We start from the raw sequence: 21,580 nt of genomic DNA on the forward strand, positions 1-21,580 counted from the left end.
CTCGGTTAATGGTTTCTATTAAACCTAAAAAGCTCTAATATTTCACTGCCCGAGGTGTTAAAGTTGCCGTTAAAAAAATCAAATCCTGATCTTATCCTCATTATTGTGACATTATCGCTTTTAGCAATCGGCTTAATTATGGTATATAGTGCAAGTGCGATTTGGGCCAACTATAAATTTGACGATTCCTTTTATTTTGCGAAGAGGCAGCTATTATTTGCCGGTGTCGGTGTTATTGGTATGCTTTTTATCATGAATGTCGATTATTGGACATGGAGAAATTGGGCGAAGCTTCTTTTAATTGTTTGTTTTGCTTTGTTAGTACTTGTTTTGATTCCAGGAATCGGAATGGAAAGAAATGGTTCTAGGAGTTGGATAGGCGTAGGGGCATTCTCTATCCAGCCATCGGAATTTATAAAACTTGCCATGATAGCTTTTTTAGCAAAATTTCTTTCTGAAAACCAAAAATATATTACTACCATAAAAAAAGGTTTGGCACCATCACTTGCACTTGTATTTCTTGCTTTTGGAATGATAATGTTACAGCCTGATCTTGGAACGGGCACGGTAATGTTAGGGACTTGTATAATTATGATCTTTATCTCAGGAGCACGGATTGCTCATTTTGTGGTATTAGGATTAATGGGAGTAGCTGGTTTTGTCGCTTTAATCTTATCTGCGCCATATCGAATGGATCGGATTACATCCTTTATGGATCCATGGAAGGACCCATTGGGGACGGGATTTCAAATTATTCAATCCTTATATGCTATAGGACCTGGCGGATTATTTGGATTGGGCTTAGGGCAAAGCCGTCAAAAGTTCTTCTATTTACCAGAGCCACAGACAGACTTTATTTTTGCAATATTAGCTGAAGAACTTGGATTTATTGGGGGCACCTTAGTATTGTTATTATTTGCTCTATTGCTTTGGAGAGGTATCCGAATTGCGCTCGGTGCTCCTGATCTTTATGGAAGCTTTCTTGCAGTGGGGATTATTTCGATGATAGCTATACAGGTCATGATTAATATCGGGGTAGTAACAGGGTTAATGCCTGTTACTGGGATTACTCTTCCATTTTTAAGCTATGGAGGGTCATCCTTAACCTTAATGCTATTTGCTGTAGGCGTACTATTGAATATCAGCAGATATTCTCGAATTTAGAAGCCCTTTAAAGGGTTTCTTTTTTTTGAATTCTTAAGTATATTGACTCATAGAAACCGAGACATTATTCATGTTCGCTATCGATTATCCATTTATATTGTAAAAATGAATGCTAGACATGTATGAAACTATAATTCTGTCTTCAAATTTTACTTTTAATACAGTTCTTTATCATTCCTGTAAATATTCTTTTACTGTTACTGTTATCTGGTTTAGAATATAGTATGATAGTCTAAGCGGTAAAAATAATCAACATGAAGATACATTACCGCTCTATAGTAAAATTGTCATACAACATGAGGTGGAAAAATGAAAATCATTATTAGTGGCGGTGGAACAGGGGGCCATATATATCCTGCCCTTGCCCTGATTCGAACAATAAAAAAAGAACATCCTGATACAGAATTTTTATATATTGGAACGCAAAAAGGCTTAGAATCAACAATCGTACCAAGAGAAAATATTCCATTTAAATCTATACATATAACAGGTTTCAAACGGTCCTTATCATTGGAGAATTTCAAAACCATTACTCGTTTTTTAAAGGGTGTTCGTGAGTGTAAAAAAGTAATAAAATCTTTTAAGCCAGACGTGGTAATAGGTACTGGAGGATATGTTTGCGGTCCTGTAGTGTATGCTGCAGCAAAACAAAAGGTACCAACCATTATTCATGAACAAAACAGTGTACCCGGACTGACAAATAAATTTTTAAGCAAATATGTAAATAAAGTTGCCATATGTTTTGAGGAAGCAGGTGAATTATTTCCAAAACAAAAAGTTGTACTAACAGGTAATCCACGCGCTTCAGAAGTACTGGGTGAAAATAATCCTGAAATTCTTAAAAAGTACCATTTACAGCCTAATAAATCCACTGTTTTGATAGTTGGAGGAAGCAGAGGTGCAAGGCCGATTAATGAAGCTGTAATAAGAAATCTTGCCCATTTTTCGCAGAAATCTTATCAAGTTCTGTATGTTACTGGAGACGTTCATTATAATGAAGTGGAAAAGGAAGTTACATTAGTGGGCAGACCAGACAATATTTCAGTTGTCCCATTTATCCATGACATGCCGGAAGTGCTCAGGGCAGTTGATTTAGTTGTTTCTAGAGCGGGAGCAACGACATTGGCTGAGCTAACGGCATTGGGACTTCCTAGTATACTGATTCCAAGTCCTTATGTAACGAATAATCATCAGGAAAAGAACGCCAGATCCCTTACAAATAACGGTGCTGCAACACTTGTATTGGAGAATGAATTATCCGGACCAAAACTTTTGCAATCGATAGATGACATACTGTTGGATTCAGATAATCGAATCAAAATGAAAAACGCTGCAAAAAAACTAGGCATTCCAGATGCGTCAAATAGATTATTTAAAGTAATGAATGAGCTTGCAAACAAAAATTAAGTTTCCTAAAAAAGGATAAACTTGGATGCAAATTCGCTCTTTCCACTTGTAATATACTATTATAAAATAATGGTAATTATTGAGTGCATGGACATCGACACTCGGACTATGGAAATAGCAAGGGGCTTCAAAGAAATCGCATCTTATGCTTTGGGAAGAAGCCCCGCCAGGTACGCTTTTCGATATGTGTGCAGTACCTATAAGTAAAAAACTTTACATAATAATTCGACAAAGAGATATGCTTTTCAAAGGGAGGGGGGATAGTGTAATGGGACAAGGAAAAGTAGTATCTTTGGAGGATCGCATCCCAAAATTAAAGGAACAGAGAAAAAGGAAGACCAATCGCAGGTTAGTTTTACTGATATCTGTATTCTTTTTACTCATTATATGTGTAATCTACTTCCAATCACCCTTAAGCCATGTTGGAAAAATAAGTGTTAAAGGTAACTTATCCTTAATTAAAAAGGAAATTATCGAGAAAAGTGGTATATCCTCACAAACAAATATATGGAATATGAAAAATGAGGATATTGAAAAAAAGCTATTACAGTTATCTCAAATAAAATCGGTTACCATAAAAAAAAATCTGCCAAATAAAGTTAATATTGAAATTAAGGAGTATAAGCAAATTGCAACCTTAGCAACTGGGACAAGCTTTTCCCCTGTTCTGGAAAACGGTGTTGTTCTTCGAAATAACAGTATAAAGGCTTTAAATGGCCCTATATTAACAAATTTCCAAAAAGGAAAATATCTAAAGCATATGGCTGAGCAACTTCAGCAATTGCCTTCAGAAATTACAAATTCCATTTCTGAAATTCATTACGATCCGAATAAAACAGATTCTTATCATATTCTTTTATTTATGAATGATGGTTATGAAGTATCTGCTACCATGAGGACACTCGCTGATAAGATGGTTCACTACCCTTCTATTATTAGTCAACTGACTCCTAATGTAAAAGGGATTATTGATCTTGAAGTAGGGTCTTATTTTACACCTTTTAAATCGAAAGGGGAGCAGAAGGATGAGAACCAAGACAGCGAAGGGTAAGAATATCATCCTTACACTTGTCATGCTTGTATTAGGATTCATGCTCGCTTTCTCTTATAATTTGGCAAATAAGAAGCAACCAGTAAGTACCAAAATATCAGATCCCCAGTTTGCAAGAGAGAATGAATTACGTAATGAATTAATTCAACAGCAAAAAGAAAATAGAGCATTACAAGAGGAGCTATTTTCAAAGCAAAATAAAGTGCGTGCGATGGAAAAAGATTTATCGAAAGAGGAGAAATCTTTTTTTCATTTAGCAGAGGATGCTGAAAAATATAGAATGTACCTAGGAAAAGTAAAGGTAAAAGGTAAAGGTGTAATTGTAACGCTTCAAGATGGGGAATACGATCCAAATAATGAAAATATCCATAACTATCTGGTGCATGATTATCAAGTTTTCAAAGTGATCAATGAACTATATATAGCTGGTGCATCTGCGGTTGCCATTAATGGTCAGAGAATCAAACATGATTCTTATATTATTTGCAATGGTCCTGTTATTACTGTGGATGGTATTCAATTTCCAGCCCCTTTTAAAATATCAGCAATAGGAGATCCAAATGTATTGACAGCAGCCTTAACTATTACAGGTGGTATTAAAGATCAGCTTGTGAATGACAATATTTTGTTTTCAATGGAGAGAAACGATAACATAATGATGGATCCTATCTTAGGTGAATCTTAGACAGGTATGGTGAAAAGGCTGTGAACCATAAAGTGAAAATTAGTTTTACTGTAATCACGATTATTATTGGTTTTATGTTGGCGATTCAATTTCAAACCATAAAAACACCAAAGAATAGAGATACACGGGATATATGGGAGCTTAGAGATGCATTAATAAAAGAACAAAAACTCCACTCGACACTATTAAATGAAATAAGATCGAATGAAGAAAAGCTGGAAAAATATCAAACTAAAATAAAAGACAGCAAAGAAACTGCCTTAAAAGAAACCTTGCAAGAATTAAAGACTGAAGCAGGCGAAACGGAAGTTACTGGTCCCGGTGTGGTGATTTCCATTGTTCCTGTTACAGAAGCAGAATTAATGGGAGAGAAAGTTTCCACTGTTTCTCCAGACCTTCTTAAGAAATTAATGAATGAATTAAATATGTATGGTGCTAAGGATATTTCTGTAAATAGCGAAAGAATCATCAATACTACTGTCATACGGGATATTAATGGAGTTACAAAAGTAAATGGTCATTCCTTAAACCGATTTCCTGTAGAATTGAAACTTATTACCCAAGATTATCATTCGGCAGAAAAATTATATAATCAAATGCAATTTTCTTCTACAATTGATGAATTTTTTGTCGATAATCTTAAAGTAAGCCTATCAAAACCAAAGAAAGTCATACATGTTCCGGCCTACGAAAATTCAATTAAAATTCGTGATTTGCAATTAGCAAAATAGTGTTAGGGTAATTTCTTATTTTGGGTGTGCAGCTCGTTATAGGAGGTCTTGAATAATAAAAAGGAGTTGTAAACATGTGGCTGCCAGTTCTTGGGTTAATTATAGGTATTTCCTTAGGATTATTGTCGAATATTCAAATACCTGATGAATACGCAAACTACCTTTCAATTGCTATTTTAGCTGGATTAGATACTTTATTTGGTGGTATTAGAGCTTTATTACAGAATATATACGATTCTAAAGTATTTGTTTCAGGATTCTTTTTTAATATAATATTAGCTGCAAGTTTAGCTTTTCTAGGTGTCCATCTTGGTGTAGACTTATATTTGGCTGCAGTTTTTGCCTTTGGTGTCCGTCTATTTCAAAATATTGCAGTTATTAGAAGAATCATTTTAGCAAAATGGTCTGCGAAAAGTGAAAAAACTAAAAAAAATTAAACAATTTAAAAGGGAAATATTCACTTACGACGAATATTTGTATAGTATATATACTAATAGATGATAAAATAGTAAATATAATAAATAGTTTTTGTGATTTCCTAGATTTGATAAAGAGAACTACTTTTTAGGCAAAGGGAGGTGCCAGTGTATGAACAACAATGAAATATATGTAAGTCTAGACATCGGTACGTCCACCGTTAAAGTAATAATTGGCGAAATGGTTAATGATTCATTAAATATCATCGGTGTAGGCAATGTAAAGTCTGAAGGAATTCGCAAAGGATCCATTGTCGATATAGATGAAACAGTTCATTCGATTAAAAAGGCAGTAGAACAAGCAGAGAGAATGATAGGAATGAATATCGACCATGTTATTGTCGGTATTGCTGCCAACCATGTTATGCTGCAGCCAAGTCATGGTGTAGTAGCGGTTGCTAGTGAAAATCGTGAGATATCTGATGAAGACGTGGCTAGAGTTATGGATGCAGCTCAGGTAATTTCAATCGCACCAGAGAGGGAAATCATTAATGTAATTCCAAAACAATTTATAGTAGATGGCTTGGATGAGATAAATGACCCTCGCGGTATGATAGGTGTTCGGTTGGAGATGGAGGGTACGATTGTTACAGGCTCAAAGACTAGCTTACATAATACTCTTAGATGTGTAGAACGAGCAGGTTTGAATATTACTGAAATAGTATTGCAGCCATTGGCAGCAGGAGCAGTTTGCCTGTCAAAGGATGAATTAAATTTAGGAGCTATTTTAGTAGATATCGGCGGAGGTTCTACTACCCTAGCGGTATTTGAAAATGGAAATATTAGAAGTACTAGTGTCATACCTATTGGCGGCGATCATATTACAAAGGATTTATCGATTGTTTTAAGGACTTCTACAGAAGATGCTGAAAAGATTAAAGTAAAACATGGGCATGCTTTTCGAAATGATGCATCAGAGGATGAAGTGTTCAGTGTTCCAATAATTGGTAGTGACCAACACCAACAATTTAATCAAATGGAAATCGCTGATATCATAGAAGCAAGAATGGAAGAAGTCTTTGATTTTGTATTACAAGAGTTAAAGCGTATGAATATCTATGATCTGCCAGGAGGTATTGTCTTGACTGGCGGAACAGCAAATATACCAGGTGTATTAGAACTTGCCCAATCGGTCTTTCAAAATCGTGTTCGAATAGCAATTCCGGATTATATTGGGGTTCGTGAACCTCAATATACTACAGCAATAGGATTAATTAAATATGCATATCGAAATGCTAGATTACAGGGTCGAAATGTAAGTGCAGCACCTGTACAAATGGAACATATAGAAAAGAGACCTGTGAAGAAAACACAGCCAAAACCAAAAACGGAAAAGCAACAAGAAGAGAAAATTTCCGCAAAGATGAAGAAATTCTTTGGATACTTCTTTGAGTAAGGTTCTTTACTTACACTTTGTTGTTTTGTAAATGAAAATCCTTTAACTTCTTCCCCAATCTGTAGACTGGTATCTTTTGAAGAAAAGAAACTCTGAAGCAGAGCTTAACTAGGATTTAAAACAAAAACAACAATACATAAGAAAATGCCTTGAGTAAAAAGAAGATTAACCATTGTAATAAGTATGAGAGACGTTGCTTTTTTCTTCTACTCTTTCATTCTTATTATGGATTTTATAGTAAAAATTGTGTCTTGTGGAATATCGACGAGTTAGGAGGATTTGTCATGTTGGAGTTCGATACGAATTTAGATTCTTTAGCAACGATAAAAGTAATTGGCGTAGGTGGCGGCGGAAATAATGCTGTAAACCGAATGATTGAAAATGATGTACAGGGTGTAGAATTTATTGCAGTAAACACTGACGCACAGGCATTGAATCTGTCTAAAGCAGAATTAAGAATGCAAATTGGTGCAAAGCTTACGAGAGGATTAGGTGCCGGTGCGAATCCTGAAGTAGGCAAGAAAGCAGCAGAAGAAAGCAAAGAGCAAATTGAAGAGGCACTAAGGGGTGCCGATATGGTATTCGTGACTGCTGGAATGGGCGGTGGGACTGGTACTGGTGCAGCACCTGTGATTGCACAAATTGCAAAGGATCTTGGTGCATTGACAGTTGGTGTTGTAACTCGTCCATTTTCATTTGAAGGACGTAAACGTTCAACACAGGCTACAGGCGGTATCACGGCAATGAAGGAAGCAGTTGATACTTTAATTGTTATTCCAAATGATCGTTTATTGGAAATTGTGGACAAAAGCACTCCTATGTTGGAAGCGTTCCGCGAGGCTGATAATGTTTTACGTCAAGGTGTTCAAGGTATCTCAGATTTAATTGCTACACCAGGACTCATCAATCTCGACTTTGCTGATGTGAAAACGATCATGACTAATAAAGGTTCTGCACTAATGGGAATTGGTGTTGCAACAGGTGAGAATAGAGCCGCTGAAGCTGCTAAAAAGGCTATTTCCTCTCCGCTTCTTGAAAAATCCATTGATGGTGCTCAAGGGGTATTAATGAACATCACAGGAGGAGTGAATTTAAGTCTATACGAAGTGCAAGAGGCAGCAGATATTGTGGCTTCGGCATCTGATCAAGAAGTGAACATGATTTTTGGATCTGTCATTAACGAAGATCTAAAAGACGAAATTGTAGTAACAGTTATCGCTACTGGGTTTAATGAGGAAGCACCTCAAATTAAGCCACAGCGCCAAGGATTTGGACAAGTTAAACCAGCTCCAAGCCAATCCTTTAAACGTGAACCAAAGCGGGAAGAAGTGCAGCAAGAACCTGTACGTAATACAACTCAACATGTTGAGGATACGCTTGATATTCCAACGTTCTTACGTAATAGAAATCGCAGATAAATATTATATAGAATGAAAAGAACCAGATGAGTCAATCATCTGGTTCTTTTCATTCTATATAATATTATAGCTCCTTCACTTCACCATTAACCCCAACTCGATACTGACAAAATTCGAATGAAACTTCGAAAAGTTCTTCTTTTTCACTTACAAGAAATGACACACTTTTAATAGGGATGTACGATATACTGTCGTTATTATAGTTTTACGTGATTATATAAGGGGGGATATGTTATTGGTCGTTTACATGGATGTAGTATGGCTACTGAATTTGTTAGTAGATAGCATGCTCCTTTGGCTGACAGCCATCATTTTAAAACGTCATGTAACTATCTGGAAAATATTAATTGGAGGACTTATCGGCTCCATCCTTATTATATTGAGTATTACACCATTAGCTCATTATGCTGGAAAACCTCTTGTTAAGCTTGGATTCTCAATAATAATGGTTTATTCCGTATTTGGCTTTAAACGTTTGAAATATTATTTCTCCAACTTATTAACTTTTTACTTTATGACTTTCTTAACAGGTGGCATGTTGATTGGTATCCATTATTTCCTCAATTTTGATTTAGAAATGAATAATGCAGTAGCGCTTGCAAGTATTCGAGGATTTGGTGATCCAATAAGTTGGATGTTCGTTATTTTTGGACTGCCGATTGCCTGGTATTTTGCAAAGCAAAGGATTGACACCTTTGAAGTGACCAAAATCCAATACGATCAAATTGTTAAAGTGGAGATAAATATAAATGGTGTACATATTATATTGCCTGGACTTATTGATAGTGGTAATCAATTGCATGACCCAATATCAAAAGCTCCAGTCATGATAGTATCCACCCAAAGTTTACTCGAGAAATTACCAGCACAGATTATCGAGTTATCCGAAAATCATGAAAGGCTAATGGATGGCTCTATTCAATTGGATTCTGAATGGTACGATAAAATTCGTCTAATCCCAGCTAAAGCAGTGGGGAAAAACAATCAGCTACTTGTTGCCTATAAACCGGACACCCTTCATATTCAAAATGAAGAAGGCAGTTGGAATGTACAAAAATCACTGATTTCATTTACAAACCAAAAATTATCTAGTGATGACGTCTTCCAATGCATCGTTCATCCAAAAATGTTAACTGGTATCCCAATACAGAATGCTTCTTAATTTTAAAATACCAATATTTTTATTATTACTATACTCTCGAATCATTCATTTTAGAAGGAGGACATCCAATGAAAAATCTAAAAATTAAATTGTCCTATATGTGGTATAAGTTATTAATCAAACTTGGCCTAAAGACAGATGAAATATATTACATAGGAGGAAGTGAGGCGCTTCCACCACCGTTAACAAAAGATGAAGAGGAGCTACTTCTAAAAAAGCTTCCTAGCGGTGATAAAGCGGCACGATCTTTATTAATAGAGCGTAACTTAAGACTAGTCGTTTATATAGCACGAAAATTTGAAAATACTGGAATCAATATTGAGGATTTAATCAGCATTGGTACTATCGGTTTAATAAAGGCTGTGAATACATTTAATCCGGAGAAAAAAATCAAATTAGCTACTTATGCATCAAGATGTATTGAAAATGAAATTCTCATGTATCTAAGAAGAAATAATAAAATCAGATCAGAGGTCTCTTTTGATGAACCGTTGAATATCGACTGGGATGGAAATGAATTATTGTTATCTGATGTTTTAGGGACGGAAGAAGATATCATCACAAAGGATTTGGAAGCAAATGTCGATAAAAATCTTTTATTTAATGCCCTCCACCAACTTACAGATCGGGAAAAACAAATTATGGAGCTTCGCTTTGGATTGCAAGGCGGTGAAGAGAAAACACAAAAGGATGTAGCTGATATGTTGGGAATATCCCAATCCTATATTTCTCGACTGGAGAAGAGAATCATTAAAAGACTTCGTAAAGAATTTAATAAAATGGTTTAATCTTCCTCCTTTACGGTTTTGTAATTATAAGATAGTTAATCATTAAAGCCTAAATAAAAATTTTTTTCGGTCAGGAAAATCTATAAAAATCAACCATTTTTGGCTAATCTGTGGAAGATTTCACCATTCTTATAGTGCATAAATTTCCCACCTACGGAGATACTTATTTTTGTACAGCAGCTCCTGTAAGGAGGGAAATGACTTGAAGCGAAATAAAGTAGAAATATGCGGTGTTGATACATCAAAGCTTCCTGTTTTGAAGAATGAGGAAATGAGAGAATTACTTAAACAAATGCATGCCGGTGATATGCAGGCTAGAGAAAAGCTAGTTAATGGAAATTTACGACTCGTATTGAGTGTAATCCAACGGTTTAACAATCGCGGCGAATATGTGGACGACCTGTTTCAGGTTGGCTGCATCGGACTTATGAAATCCATTGATAATTTTGATTTAAGTCAAAATGTGAGATTCTCTACTTATGCAGTTCCAATGATTATTGGAGAAATACGCCGGTACTTGCGGGATAATAACCCAATCCGCGTTTCGCGTTCGCTCCGTGATATTGCCTATAAAGCTCTTCAGGTACGGGAGAGGCTAATTAGTGAAACATCTAAGGAACCAACTGCAGAAGAAATTGCAAGAGTGTTAGAAGTGCCCCATGAAGAAATTGTATTTGCTCTAGATGCTATTCAAGATCCAGTTTCTTTATTCGAACCGATTTATAATGATGGCGGTGATCCTATCTTTGTAATGGATCAATTAAGTGACGAAAGGAATCGGGATAGTAATTGGATTGAAGAAATAGCATTGCAAGAAGGTATGAGAAGATTAAACGACCGTGAGAAATTAATTATTCGTAAACGATTCTTTCAAGGGAAAACACAAATGGAAGTGGCAGAAGAAATTGGTATTTCTCAAGCACAGGTTTCACGGTTAGAAAAAGCTGCCATTAAGTCTATGAATAAAAATATTCAATAAAAAGTGAATTTTCACCTTGATTAACTGCTAGCCAATAAGGCATCATGCGTAAAACCAGGAAAAAGTCGGGTATTCTGTACTGCAGGATATCCGACTTTTATTATTATTTCTATTGTCCTTGCATATATTTTAATAATTGGATAATTGTTTTTTAAGGAGAGGATAGCGATGGTTCGTATATCTGATTTTCAAATAAAGGACGTAGTAAGCATTTCGGATGGACGTAGATTAGGCAACATTACGGATATCGATATTAATTTAGATAATGGGAAAATTGAGAGTATTGTTGTTGGGGGAAATGGTAAATTACTTAGCTTTTTCAATAAGGAGGAGGAATTGGTTATTCCATGGAATAATATCGTGAAGATTGGGGAGGATGTTATACTTGTAAGATTTAAAGATCAAAAATTTATGGGACAACAACAGCTTCAAGAGCCAAAAAATTAAAAATCATCGAGCGCGTTCAATGTTTATATGGTACACTATTGGAAAGTGAAGGTAAATAGTACCTTCTTTTTTATTTGAAAAATATATATGGAGTGTTTCATAATGACGGAACCATTTATAAAACAAGATAAAGAATATTTTTATATAAAGGAATGGACAGAAATCGCTCCACATGTTATTGCTGGTTTTACAACAAAAAATGGCGGCTTCAGTGAAAAGTTTAATGGTACTTTAAATTGCGGATTTCATGTCGGAGATGATCTAGAGGCGGTGAGATCGAACAGAAAGCATTTAGCTGATAAACTCGATTTTCCTATTAACTCATGGGTATGCTGTGAACAAACGCACGGAACTCGCATTGTGCAAGTTAAGCGTGGTCAACATGGAAAAGGTTCTTTTGATTATGATAGTAGTATTAAAGATACAGATGGTTTATATTCGAATTTACAGGATACCTTTTTAACTTTATGTTATGCAGATTGCGTACCAATTTACTTTTTTTCCGCAAAACATGATATGATTGGTATTGCACATGCGGGATGGAAAGGCACAGTCAATGGAATTGCCAAGGAAATGATTGCTGCATGGCATGGAAAAGGAATTAGATCTTCAGATATTATGGTAGCAATTGGACCATCAATTTGTGAAAAATGTTATATTGTTGATGATAGAGTAATTAAAGATGTTGATACATGGATTAATTCTGAAGAGAGCAAACCTTATCACGAAATTTCAACTGGACAATATCAATTAAATTTAAGAAAATTAAATCAAATGATACTTGAAAAATCAGGTATTCCTTCTGAAAATATTTATATAACAAATCTTTGTACAAGTTGCGACCATGAAGAGTTTTATTCTCATCGGCGCGATCAAGGAAAAACAGGAAGAATGATTGGCTTTATTGGTTTGAAAGGATATGATGTAAGTGAAGGTTAGAGACAATCTAACAATAATACAGCAAAATATTGAACAGGCATGTATGAGGGCGGGACGAAATCCCAATGAAGTAAAAATAATTGCCGTAACAAAATATGTAACTATTCAAAGAGCACAGGAAGCTCTTGATGCAGGGATTATTCATCTTGGAGAAAATCGGGATGAGGGCTTGTTAGAAAAATGGAACGCTTTACATGAACAGCCGGTTTGGCATTTTATTGGTACTTTGCAGTCTAGGAAAGTAAAAAACATTATTGATAAGGTGTCTTATATCCATTCACTCGATCGAATTTCTTTAGCGGTTGAAATTAATAAAAGAGCTACAAGGAAAATTCCGTGCTTTGTTCAAGTGAATGTATCAAAAGAAGAATCTAAGCATGGAATTTCTGCTGATTCTGTAATAAACTTTATTCAAGAATTAAAATCATTCGAAAATATTCAAGTTGTCGGCTTAATGACAATGGCACCTTTATCAGAAGATGAAAATGTTATTCGTGATACCTTTCGCGGTTTAAAGCAGCTCCAGAAAGATATCCAGGCTTTGAAATTAGAATATGCTCCTTGTCAAGAGCTTTCTATGGGTATGTCGAATGATTATGAAATAGCAGTGGAAGAAGGGGCTACCTTCGTAAGAATTGGAACTTCACTTGTAGGATAAGCAGTCCAACTATACAAGGGCTAATAAAGAGTGAAACTCCTTTAATAATAGGACAACTATGTTAAATATAAAGTAATTATCATGTATAAAGATCCTTTCATAATATTTTAGGGGGTGTACGAAATGGGATTAAAATCAAAAATTAAAACATTTTTTTTACTGGATGATGAATATGATGATATGGAAGAAGAGAAAATGGGACATGAGGTAGAACATAATCCTGAACCTGCCCCAAGATATAACCAGTCTTCTTCAAAGCAAAATATTGTTAGTTTACAAAGTGTTACGAAAGGTTCTAAAGTGGTATTAATTGAGCCAAGGGTATACGCGGAAGCTCAAGAAATTGCAGATCACTTAAAGAATCGCCGATCTGTAGTAGTAAATTTGCAACGCATTCAACATGACCAAGCTAAACGGATCATTGACTTTTTAAGTGGTACTGTTTACGCAATTGGAGGAGATATTCAACGAGTAGGCAGTAATATCTTTTTATGCACTCCTGATAATGTTGAGGTATCCGGTAATATTTCAGATTTAATTCAAGATAATAATTTTGATTCGAGGTGGTCCTGAAATAAATGAGCCTTTTATTTTCTCTGCTTGTCGAGGTTTTAACAATTTATTCTTATATAATAATTATTTATATATTTATGTCATGGTTTAATGCGCAGCAAACTTCGTTGGGGAATTTTTTTGCTCGAATATGCGAACCATATTTAGAACCATTCAGACGTATTATTCCTCCGTTGGGGATGATCGATATTTCACCGATTGTCGCCTTATTAGTACTACAATTAGCACGTGGTGGAATTCGTCAGATACAATATTGGTTAATTTAAAGGGCTGCTACTTTATGCACCCTTTTTATTTTCAACATTGAGAGGATAATTATGAGCAATATTTATCAGCATTTTAGAGCAGATGAGAAAGAATTTATCGATCAAGTACTAAATTGGCAGGAATATGTGGAGGATTCTTATGCTCCAAAACTAACGGACTTTCTAGATCCTAGACAAATACATATTATAAAATCTATTATTGGTACCCATTCACAAGTAAAATATCTTGAATTTGGCGGATATGAAGGGGCGGAAAGAAAAAGAGTCTTACTATTTCCAGATTATTTAGTACCGGAGATAAAGGACTTTCAAATATCCATTCTTGAAATTGATTATCCTAGTAAATTTATAACTCTAAGCCATCGTCATGTTTTAGGATCATTAATGTCCATAGGTTTAAAAAGAGAAAAATTTGGAGATATCTTAATCCAACAAGATCGAATCCAATTTATTATTCCTACTGAAATGTTGCATTATATTCAGATGGAATTAAAACAAATAGGAAAAACAACTATCCAGTTAAAAGAAGTAGCATATCATGAATTGATTACTGCTGATGAAGAGTGGAAGGAACAATCGGTTACGGTTAGTTCTTTGCGCTTAGATGCCATTTTATCCACCGTTTTTCCTCTTTCCAGACAAAAAGCACAAACAATGATTCAGCATAAGCTTGTGAAAGTAAATTGGAAAGAAGTAGAACAAGTATCGTTTGTTTGTGAAGAGGGGGATGTCATTTCAGTACGTGGATTTGGGCGCTGTAAAATCATTACCATGGACGGCCAAACGAAAAAGGAAAAATGGCGTCTAATAGTTGGATTATTAAAATAAGAATAGATTAAGCGATTATTTTTTTGATAAAACTAATACATTCTTTTCATTTAAATGAAAAATATGCAGGAAATTCCCCTAATTCTGTCGAAATTCAGTATAATAGAAGTAAAGTATAAGCGTTATGGTGATCCCACCGATCACTGCTTACGCTAAACTAAGATACAGATACAATAAGTGGAGGTGGCAATTATGCCTTTAACGCCTTTAGACATACATAATAAGGAGTTTAGCAGAGGATTTCGAGGTTATGATGAAGACGAAGTGAACGAATTCCTAGACCAAATTATTAAGGACTATGAATTACTGATTCGTGAAAAGAAAGAGTTAGATGAGAAATTATCGTCTTCTAACGAACGGCTCGGCCACTTTACTAATATCGAGGAAACATTGCATAAATCAATCATTGTTGCCCAGGAAGCGGCTGAGGAAGTTAAAGGAAATGCACAAAAAGAAGCAAAGTTAATCATCCGTGAAGCCGAAAAAAATGCGGATCGAATTGTCAATGAAGCACTTGCTAAAGCAAGAAAAATCGCAATGGAAATCGAAGAGCTGAAAAAACAATCGAAAGTATTTAGAACCCGATTTAAAATGTTAATTGAAGCTCAGCTAGATTTACTAAAAAATGACGATTGGGATAAATTAATGGAATTGGAAATTGACGCTACAGAATTAAATCTGCAAGAGGAAGTTAAATAAGAGCTTTTTCGTAACCAAAACAGCAAGTTTTACGAAAAGAGCCTCAATTAATCTTGACGGATTAAAAATTTGTCACATATAATAGAAAAATAATAGTTTAAACGATGACAGGGACAGTAAAGTTATTTTAGCTTATTGAAGCGAGCCAAGGATAGTGGAAGCTTGGTATAAGTAGTAGCTGGAAGATCACCCTCGAGTTCCCGATTTGAAAGCGTAGAATTCCGCGCAAGTAAATGAGGGCGTTCATTCACGTTACGAATGCAAGAGTGGACAGTGGATTCATTGTCTAGCAGGGTGGTACCGCGGGAAAACCTTCTCGTCCCTATTGGGATGAGAGGGTTTTTTTGTTGTCTATTTGGAAAGGATTAATAAGAACTAAAAATGTCACCGTGAATTTTTTTTGGAGGAGGAAAAATTGTGGAATATAAAGATACATTATTAATGCCAAAGACAGATTTCCCAATGAGAGGAAATTTGCCTAAAAGAGAGCCTGAAATTCAGGAAAAATGGGAAAGTATGAACATTTATCAGAAGGTTCAAGAGCGTACAGAGGGAAGACCTTTGTTCATACTTCATGATGGTCCTCCGTATGCAAATGGAGATCTTCATATGGGGCATGCTTTAAATAAAACACTGAAAGATATAATTGTTCGTTTTAAATCGATGACAGGCTATCATGCACCTTATGTTCCTGGCTGGGATACACATGGACTGCCAATTGAACAGGCCTTAACCAATAAAGGTGTTAAAAGAAAGGAAATGTCTGTTGCGGAATTCCGTAAATTATGTGCTGAATATGCTTATGAACAAGTTGACAATCAACGTACTGCTTTTAAGCGACTAGGTGTTCGCGGAGATTGGGAGAACCCATATCTGACTTTAAAGCCTGCATATGAGGCACAACAAATTAAAGTGTTTGGTGAGATGGCGAAAAAAGGCTACATCTATAAAGGATTGAAGCCTGTTTACTGGTCCCCGTCCAGTGAATCTGCACTGGCAGAAGCAGAAATTGAATATAAAGATAAACGTTCAGCTTCTATTTATGTTGCTTTTGATGTGAAAGACGGTAAAGGTGTACTTGATAATGAGACGAAAATTATCATTTGGACTACAACTCCGTGGACCATACCAGCAAACCTTGGTATTTCTGTTCATCCTGATTTAAAATATGTTGTTGTAGAGGTAAATGGACAGAAATATGTTGTAGCGGAGGCACTTCTTGAAGAAGTTACTTCTGTACTGGAATGGAATCATCCACAGGTTGTTAAAACAGTAGCAGGTAAAGATTTAGAATATATAATTGCAAGTCATCCTTTATATGGTAGGGATTCCTTAGTAATGTTAGGAGAACATGTTACAACTGAGTCTGGTACGGGATGTGTGCATACAGCTCCTGGACATGGGGAAGATGACTTTATCGTAGGAAAGAAATATGACCTTGATGTTCTTTGTCCTGTTGATGATAAAGGATATATGACATCAGAGGCTCCAGGATTTGAAGGTCTATTCTATGATCAAGCTAATAAACCAATTACACAAAAATTAGAAGAGGTTGGAGCATTATTAAAATTAAACTTCATTACTCACTCCTATCCTCATGACTGGCGTACAAAGAAACCGGTTATTTTCCGTGCGACAGCACAGTGGTTTGCTTCTATTGAAGCTTTCCGTGACGAACTTCTTGAAGCTGTTAAAGAGGTAAAATGGGTTCCCGCTTGGGGTGAAACCAGACTATTTAATATGGTTCGTGATCGCGGAGATTGGTGTATTTCCCGTCAGCGTGCATGGGGTGTTCCAATACCAGTATTTTATGCGGAAAATGGGGATCCGATTATTACCGATGAAACCATTGAACATATTTCAAACTTATTCCGTGAACATGGTTCTAATGTGTGGTTTGAAAGAGATGCAAAAGACCTATTGCCTGACGGATTTACTCATCCAAGCAGCCCGAATGGAATCTTTACAAAAGAAACAGATATTATGGATGTGTGGTTTGATTCTGGGTCTTCCCATCAAGCAGTATTAGTGGAAAGAGATGAATTACAGCGTCCGGCAGATTTATATTTAGAGGGCTCTGACCAATATCGCGGATGGTTTAATTCATCACTGACTACTTCTGTTGCAGTAAGTGGAAAAGCACCATATAAAGGTATTTTGAGTCATGGATTCACTTTAGACGGTGAAGGCAGAAAGATGAGTAAATCTTTAGGAAATGTTATTTTGCCAAGCAAGGTAATTAATCAATTAGGTGCTGATATTGTCCGACTTTGGGTTGCTTCCGTTGACTATCAATCAGATGTTCGTGTATCAGATGCAATCTTGAAGCAAGTATCAGAAGTGTATCGCAAAATCCGTAATACCTTCCGATTCTTACTTGGAAACTTAAATGATTTTAATCCGAGCGTGGACCGTCTTTCTTATGAAAATTTACGTGAAGTAGATCAATTCTTGCTAGTCAAATTAAATAATTTAATTAAGCATGTCCGCGATGCATATGAAAATTATGAGTTTGCCAGCATTTATCATGCTGTTAATAATTTCTGTACTCTTGATTTAAGTTCTTTCTACTTAGACTTTGCTAAAGATGTTCTGTATATTGAGGCAAAGGATAATGTTGAACGTCGTGCTATGCAAACAGTATTGTACGAATGTTTAACCTCTTTGACAAAGTTATTGTCACCAATTTTGCCGCATACCGCTGATGAAGTTTGGTCATTCATTCCAGGTGTAGTGGAAGACAGTGTTCAATTAACGGATATGCCTGAGGTTAAAGAACTTGAAAATGCCAAAGAATTAGAAGCAAAATGGGACAAATTCTTACAATTACGTGATGATGTATTAAAAGCTTTAGAAGAAGCAAGAAATGAAAAAGTTATTGGTAAATCTTTATCCGCCAAAATTTCATTGTATGTTAACAAAGATACAAAAGAATTGCTTAATAGTATTTCTGAAAACATGAAGCAATTGTTTATTGTATCTGGTTATCATGTAGCAGGTGCATATGAAGAAGCACCTGAAAACGCAGTTAAGCTTGAACATGCGGCAATTGTTGTAGAAAAAGCAGATGGAGAAACTTGTGAAAGATGTTGGGTTGTAACACCTGAGGTAGGAAAAGATGAGAAGCATCCGACCTTATGTTTACGATGTGCATCTGTTGTAGAAAAAGAATACGTATAAAATGAGTGCCTGACATCAAAATGGTGTCAGGCACCTTGTTTTCCAATGTTTAGTACAATTTGCAACAGTTACTCCCGAAAATCTTTTTATTCATGGGTACACTAATGGATAACTAAACATTGGAGGGATGAATATGAGTAATCAAAAAGATCAATTATTCTGTTTGCTGCAATCGTTAAAAGAAGAGTTAACGGCACACAAAACAAATAATGAAATGATTCAAACCCTCATTCAAGAAGAATTACGTGATATTAATACTGCATTATTAAAATGGGATAATGGTAATTTTGGCACATGTGAACAAAGTGGTGAAGAAATACCTAGTAGTTGGCTTCATACTATACCAACTTTAAAAAGCTCAGCGGATTGGTATGAATTAAGAAATTATGCTAAAGTATCCATTCCATTTAATTAAGAAAAAATACAAAATCTTCCCTAACGTCCATGTAGTATGCTAAAATTCTAAAGAAACATGTTCATTTGAAATGTTTAATCGAATGAACATAATACATATGGATTCGGGGGTTGTACTTTCTGTGATATTTTACATTATCGCATTATTTATTATCGCATTAGATCAATTTACCAAATGGCTTGTAGTGAAAAATATGGAATTTGGTGAAAGCATCCCTATTATCAAAAATTTATTTTATATTACATCACACCGGAATCAAGGTGCTGCATGGGGAATTTTACAAGGACAAATGTGGCTCTTTTATTTGATTACAGTAGTAGTTGTTATTGGAATCGTCTATTATATACAAAAATATGCCAAAGGAAAAGTTCTATTAGGAGTAAGCCTTGGCTTTATGCTTGGTGGAGCAATCGGTAATTTTATCGATCGAATATTTAGAAAACAAGTAGTTGATTTTATCCATACCTACATTTTCGGCTATGATTTTCCAATCTTTAATATCGCCGATTCTGCGCTAACAATTGGTGTGATTCTATTGATTATCTACATGCTGCTTGAAGAGTTCAGGTCAAAGGAGAAAACATATGGAAATAATGGAACACATCATTCAGGAGAATGAAAAAGACGAAAGAATTGATAAAGTTTTATCTGCTATAAATGAAGAATGGTCCAGGTCACAGGTACAGCAATGGATTAAAGAAGGAAATGTGACTATTAATGAAAAACAAATCAAATCAAATTATAAATGCAATATTGGTGACAGGATACTAATTAAAATTCCTGAACCGGAAAATTTGGATGTCATTCCTGAACAAATGGATCTTGACATTTATTATGAAGATAGCGATGTATTAGTTGTGAATAAGCCTAAAGGGATGGTCGTACACCCTGCTCCAGGTCATCTAACAGGAACATTAGTAAACGGATTAATGGCACATTGTAAGGATTTATCGGGAATAAATGGTATCTTAAGACCAGGGATTGTTCACCGAATCGATAAAGACACTTCAGGACTGTTAATGGTTGCGAAAAATGATATGGCCCATGAAAAGCTTGTTAATCAATTAGTAGAGAAATCGGTGACTCGTAAATACTTTGCAATTGTTCATGGAATCATTCCTCATGATTTTGGTACTGTTGATGCTCCAATAGGAAGAGACCCTGAAGACCGTCAAAGAATGACCGTGGTCGATAATGGAAAACATGCGGTTACACATTTTCGAGTATTAGAAAGATTCCATCAATACTCTTATATTGAATGTGAATTGGAAACAGGAAGAACTCACCAGATTCGTGTTCATATGAAATATATTGGTTATCCACTTGTGGGAGATCCCAAATATGGACCAAAAAAGACCTTGAATATCAATGGACAAGCACTTCATGCTGGAGTGTTAGGTTTTGTTCATCCACGGACCGATGAGTATATGGAATTCGAGGCTCCATTGCCAGAATACTTCTCAAAGCTTTTGCATGATATTCAAAAATAATGATTGACATGTTTCGATAAAAAGATTAATCTATTAATAGTTAAATAAGCCCTTTAATCCAGTCCAGAGAGGCTGAGAAGGATACGCAAAGTTGCAATTGAAACTGTTTAAGTATGCCCTCTCAATCTTTGGTTGAGAGGTTTTTTTTTGCTGCGCCAAACACTAGCGGGCAAGGTACACTAGATAGTCCGCCGTTAAACAGAGGCGCCTACCCTTTTCTAATGAGGTGATTGTATTGATTCAAAAAGCAGTCGTGCTCGATCAACAAGCCATCAGCCGATCATTGACAAGAACTGCACATGAAATCATCGAGAAAAACAAAGGTATTGATAACTGTGTCCTTGTTGGCATCAAAACAAGAGGCATTCATATTGCAAAAAGGCTAGCGGAAAGAATTGAAAAAATTGAAGGGCGTCCAATTGTAGTAGGTGATCTTGATATCACACTATATCGGGATGACTTATCGGTTAAAACGAAAGATGCCGAACCGGAAGTGAAAGGGTCTAATATTCCGGTAGATATCACAAATAAGAAGGTTATACTCGTCGATGATGTTCTATACACTGGACGAACCGTAAGAGCTGCTATGGATGCATTGATGGATATTGGCAGACCTTCACAAATTCAACTTGCTGTATTGGTGGATAGAGGTCACAGAGAACTTCCAATCCGTGCAGATTTTATCGGAAAAAATATACCGACCTCTAGTTCAGAAAAAATTGTTGTAGAGTTAGCAGAAGTAGACGAATTAGATAAAGTAAGTATATATGAAAACTAAATAATCCATCCTTTTAAAGACAGTCCTGTGAGGCTGACAAAGGTGGGAAT

General features: G+C 35.6%; 23 protein-coding genes and 1 other annotated feature. All 23 genes read left to right on the forward strand.

Features of this window, described 5'->3' with window-relative positions; all coding sequences use genetic code 11:
* Positions 1-63: 63 nt before the first annotated feature.
* The 23 genes from spoVE to pyrR all read left to right on the forward strand — a co-directional run bounded on the left by spoVE (position 64) and on the right by pyrR (position 21,530).
* Entirely contained in the window at positions 64-1,164 is a 1,101-nt protein-coding gene (spoVE, locus tag CWO92_RS02645) for a stage V sporulation protein E (RefSeq protein ID WP_101352618.1), read from the forward strand.
* Positions 1,165-1,473: 309 nt separating this feature from the next.
* Positions 1,474-2,571 (forward strand): undecaprenyldiphospho-muramoylpentapeptide beta-N-acetylglucosaminyltransferase, encoded by a 1,098-nt coding sequence (gene murG / locus CWO92_RS02650; RefSeq protein ID WP_101352619.1) that lies wholly within the window; start codon positions 1,474-1,476, stop codon positions 2,569-2,571.
* Positions 2,572-2,839: 268 nt separating this feature from the next.
* Positions 2,840-3,622: a cell division protein FtsQ/DivIB gene (locus CWO92_RS02655; RefSeq protein ID WP_101352620.1), complete on the forward strand. Its 783-nt coding sequence runs from the start codon at positions 2,840-2,842 to the stop codon at positions 3,620-3,622.
* Positions 3,597-4,307 carry a DUF881 domain-containing protein gene (locus tag CWO92_RS02660; RefSeq protein ID WP_101352621.1) on the forward strand — a complete coding sequence of 237 codons (711 nt, stop codon included), beginning with the start codon at positions 3,597-3,599 and terminating at the stop codon, positions 4,305-4,307. Before CWO92_RS02655 ends, CWO92_RS02660 begins: the two co-directional genes overlap by 26 nt.
* A 20-nt stretch (positions 4,308-4,327) precedes the next feature.
* On the forward strand, positions 4,328-5,038 hold the full coding sequence (locus CWO92_RS02665; RefSeq protein WP_101352622.1) for a DUF881 domain-containing protein: 711 nt from the start codon (positions 4,328-4,330) through the stop codon (positions 5,036-5,038).
* A gap of 74 nt (positions 5,039-5,112) precedes the next feature.
* Positions 5,113-5,475: a small basic family protein gene (locus CWO92_RS02670; protein WP_101352623.1), complete on the forward strand. Its 363-nt coding sequence runs from the start codon at positions 5,113-5,115 to the stop codon at positions 5,473-5,475.
* Between the two features lie 151 nt (positions 5,476-5,626).
* Complete coding sequence (ftsA, locus tag CWO92_RS02675; protein WP_101352624.1) at positions 5,627-6,910, forward strand: cell division protein FtsA; 1,284 nt, start codon at positions 5,627-5,629, stop codon at positions 6,908-6,910.
* A 284-nt stretch (positions 6,911-7,194) separates the two neighbouring features.
* On the forward strand, positions 7,195-8,328 hold the full coding sequence (gene ftsZ / locus CWO92_RS02680; protein ID WP_101352625.1) for a cell division protein FtsZ: 1,134 nt from the start codon (positions 7,195-7,197) through the stop codon (positions 8,326-8,328).
* Positions 8,329-8,557: 229 nt separating this feature from the next.
* Positions 8,558-9,490, forward strand: coding sequence for a sigma-E processing peptidase SpoIIGA (gene spoIIGA, locus CWO92_RS02685; RefSeq protein WP_321207751.1), 933 nt, complete (start codon positions 8,558-8,560; stop codon positions 9,488-9,490).
* 68 nt (positions 9,491-9,558) lie between these two features.
* Positions 9,559-10,278: an RNA polymerase sporulation sigma factor SigE gene (gene sigE / locus CWO92_RS02690; RefSeq protein WP_101352627.1), complete on the forward strand. Its 720-nt coding sequence runs from the start codon at positions 9,559-9,561 to the stop codon at positions 10,276-10,278.
* 202 nt (positions 10,279-10,480) lie between these two features.
* Positions 10,481-11,257 (forward strand): RNA polymerase sporulation sigma factor SigG, encoded by a 777-nt coding sequence (gene sigG, locus CWO92_RS02695; RefSeq protein WP_101352628.1) that lies wholly within the window; start codon positions 10,481-10,483, stop codon positions 11,255-11,257.
* Between the two features lie 168 nt (positions 11,258-11,425).
* Complete coding sequence (locus tag CWO92_RS02700; protein WP_101352629.1) at positions 11,426-11,704, forward strand: YlmC/YmxH family sporulation protein; 279 nt, start codon at positions 11,426-11,428, stop codon at positions 11,702-11,704.
* A gap of 102 nt (positions 11,705-11,806) precedes the next feature.
* Positions 11,807-12,643, forward strand: a complete 837-nt coding sequence (pgeF, locus tag CWO92_RS02705) for a peptidoglycan editing factor PgeF (RefSeq protein ID WP_101352630.1) — start codon at positions 11,807-11,809, stop codon at positions 12,641-12,643.
* Positions 12,633-13,301: a YggS family pyridoxal phosphate-dependent enzyme gene (locus tag CWO92_RS02710; protein ID WP_101352631.1), complete on the forward strand. Its 669-nt coding sequence runs from the start codon at positions 12,633-12,635 to the stop codon at positions 13,299-13,301. The genes pgeF and CWO92_RS02710 overlap by 11 nt, the downstream gene beginning before the upstream one ends.
* A gap of 123 nt (positions 13,302-13,424) precedes the next feature.
* On the forward strand, positions 13,425-13,874 hold the full coding sequence (locus CWO92_RS02715; protein ID WP_101352632.1) for a cell division protein SepF: 450 nt from the start codon (positions 13,425-13,427) through the stop codon (positions 13,872-13,874).
* 5 nt (positions 13,875-13,879) lie between these two features.
* Positions 13,880-14,140, forward strand: a complete 261-nt coding sequence (locus tag CWO92_RS02720) for a YggT family protein (RefSeq protein WP_101352633.1) — start codon at positions 13,880-13,882, stop codon at positions 14,138-14,140.
* 51 nt (positions 14,141-14,191) lie between these two features.
* Positions 14,192-14,968, forward strand: a complete 777-nt coding sequence (locus CWO92_RS02725; RefSeq protein WP_101352634.1) for a YlmH family RNA-binding protein — start codon at positions 14,192-14,194, stop codon at positions 14,966-14,968.
* Positions 14,969-15,160: 192 nt separating this feature from the next.
* Positions 15,161-15,667, forward strand: coding sequence for a DivIVA domain-containing protein (locus CWO92_RS02730; RefSeq protein ID WP_101352635.1), 507 nt, complete (start codon positions 15,161-15,163; stop codon positions 15,665-15,667).
* Between the two features lie 95 nt (positions 15,668-15,762).
* Positions 15,763-15,994 (forward strand) — a binding site (T-box leader).
* Between the two features lie 90 nt (positions 15,995-16,084).
* Positions 16,085-18,847 (forward strand): isoleucine--tRNA ligase, encoded by a 2,763-nt coding sequence (ileS, locus tag CWO92_RS02735; protein ID WP_101352636.1) that lies wholly within the window; start codon positions 16,085-16,087, stop codon positions 18,845-18,847.
* Between the two features lie 133 nt (positions 18,848-18,980).
* Positions 18,981-19,262 carry a hypothetical protein gene (locus tag CWO92_RS02740; RefSeq protein ID WP_101352637.1) on the forward strand — a complete coding sequence of 94 codons (282 nt, stop codon included), beginning with the start codon at positions 18,981-18,983 and terminating at the stop codon, positions 19,260-19,262.
* A gap of 97 nt (positions 19,263-19,359) precedes the next feature.
* A complete protein-coding gene (lspA, locus tag CWO92_RS02745; protein ID WP_437177504.1) occupies positions 19,360-19,881 on the forward strand; it encodes a signal peptidase II in 522 nt (173 codons plus the stop codon).
* A complete protein-coding gene (locus CWO92_RS02750) occupies positions 19,847-20,752 on the forward strand; it encodes an RluA family pseudouridine synthase (RefSeq protein ID WP_101352639.1) in 906 nt (301 codons plus the stop codon). Before lspA ends, CWO92_RS02750 begins: the two co-directional genes overlap by 35 nt.
* A gap of 235 nt (positions 20,753-20,987) precedes the next feature.
* Complete coding sequence (gene pyrR, locus CWO92_RS02755; RefSeq protein ID WP_165786593.1) at positions 20,988-21,530, forward strand: bifunctional pyr operon transcriptional regulator/uracil phosphoribosyltransferase PyrR; 543 nt, start codon at positions 20,988-20,990, stop codon at positions 21,528-21,530.
* Positions 21,531-21,580: the final 50 nt, after the last annotated feature.

The organism is Heyndrickxia camelliae, assembly GCF_002844575.1.
Lineage (GTDB): Bacteria > Bacillota > Bacilli > Bacillales > Bacillaceae_C > Margalitia > Margalitia camelliae.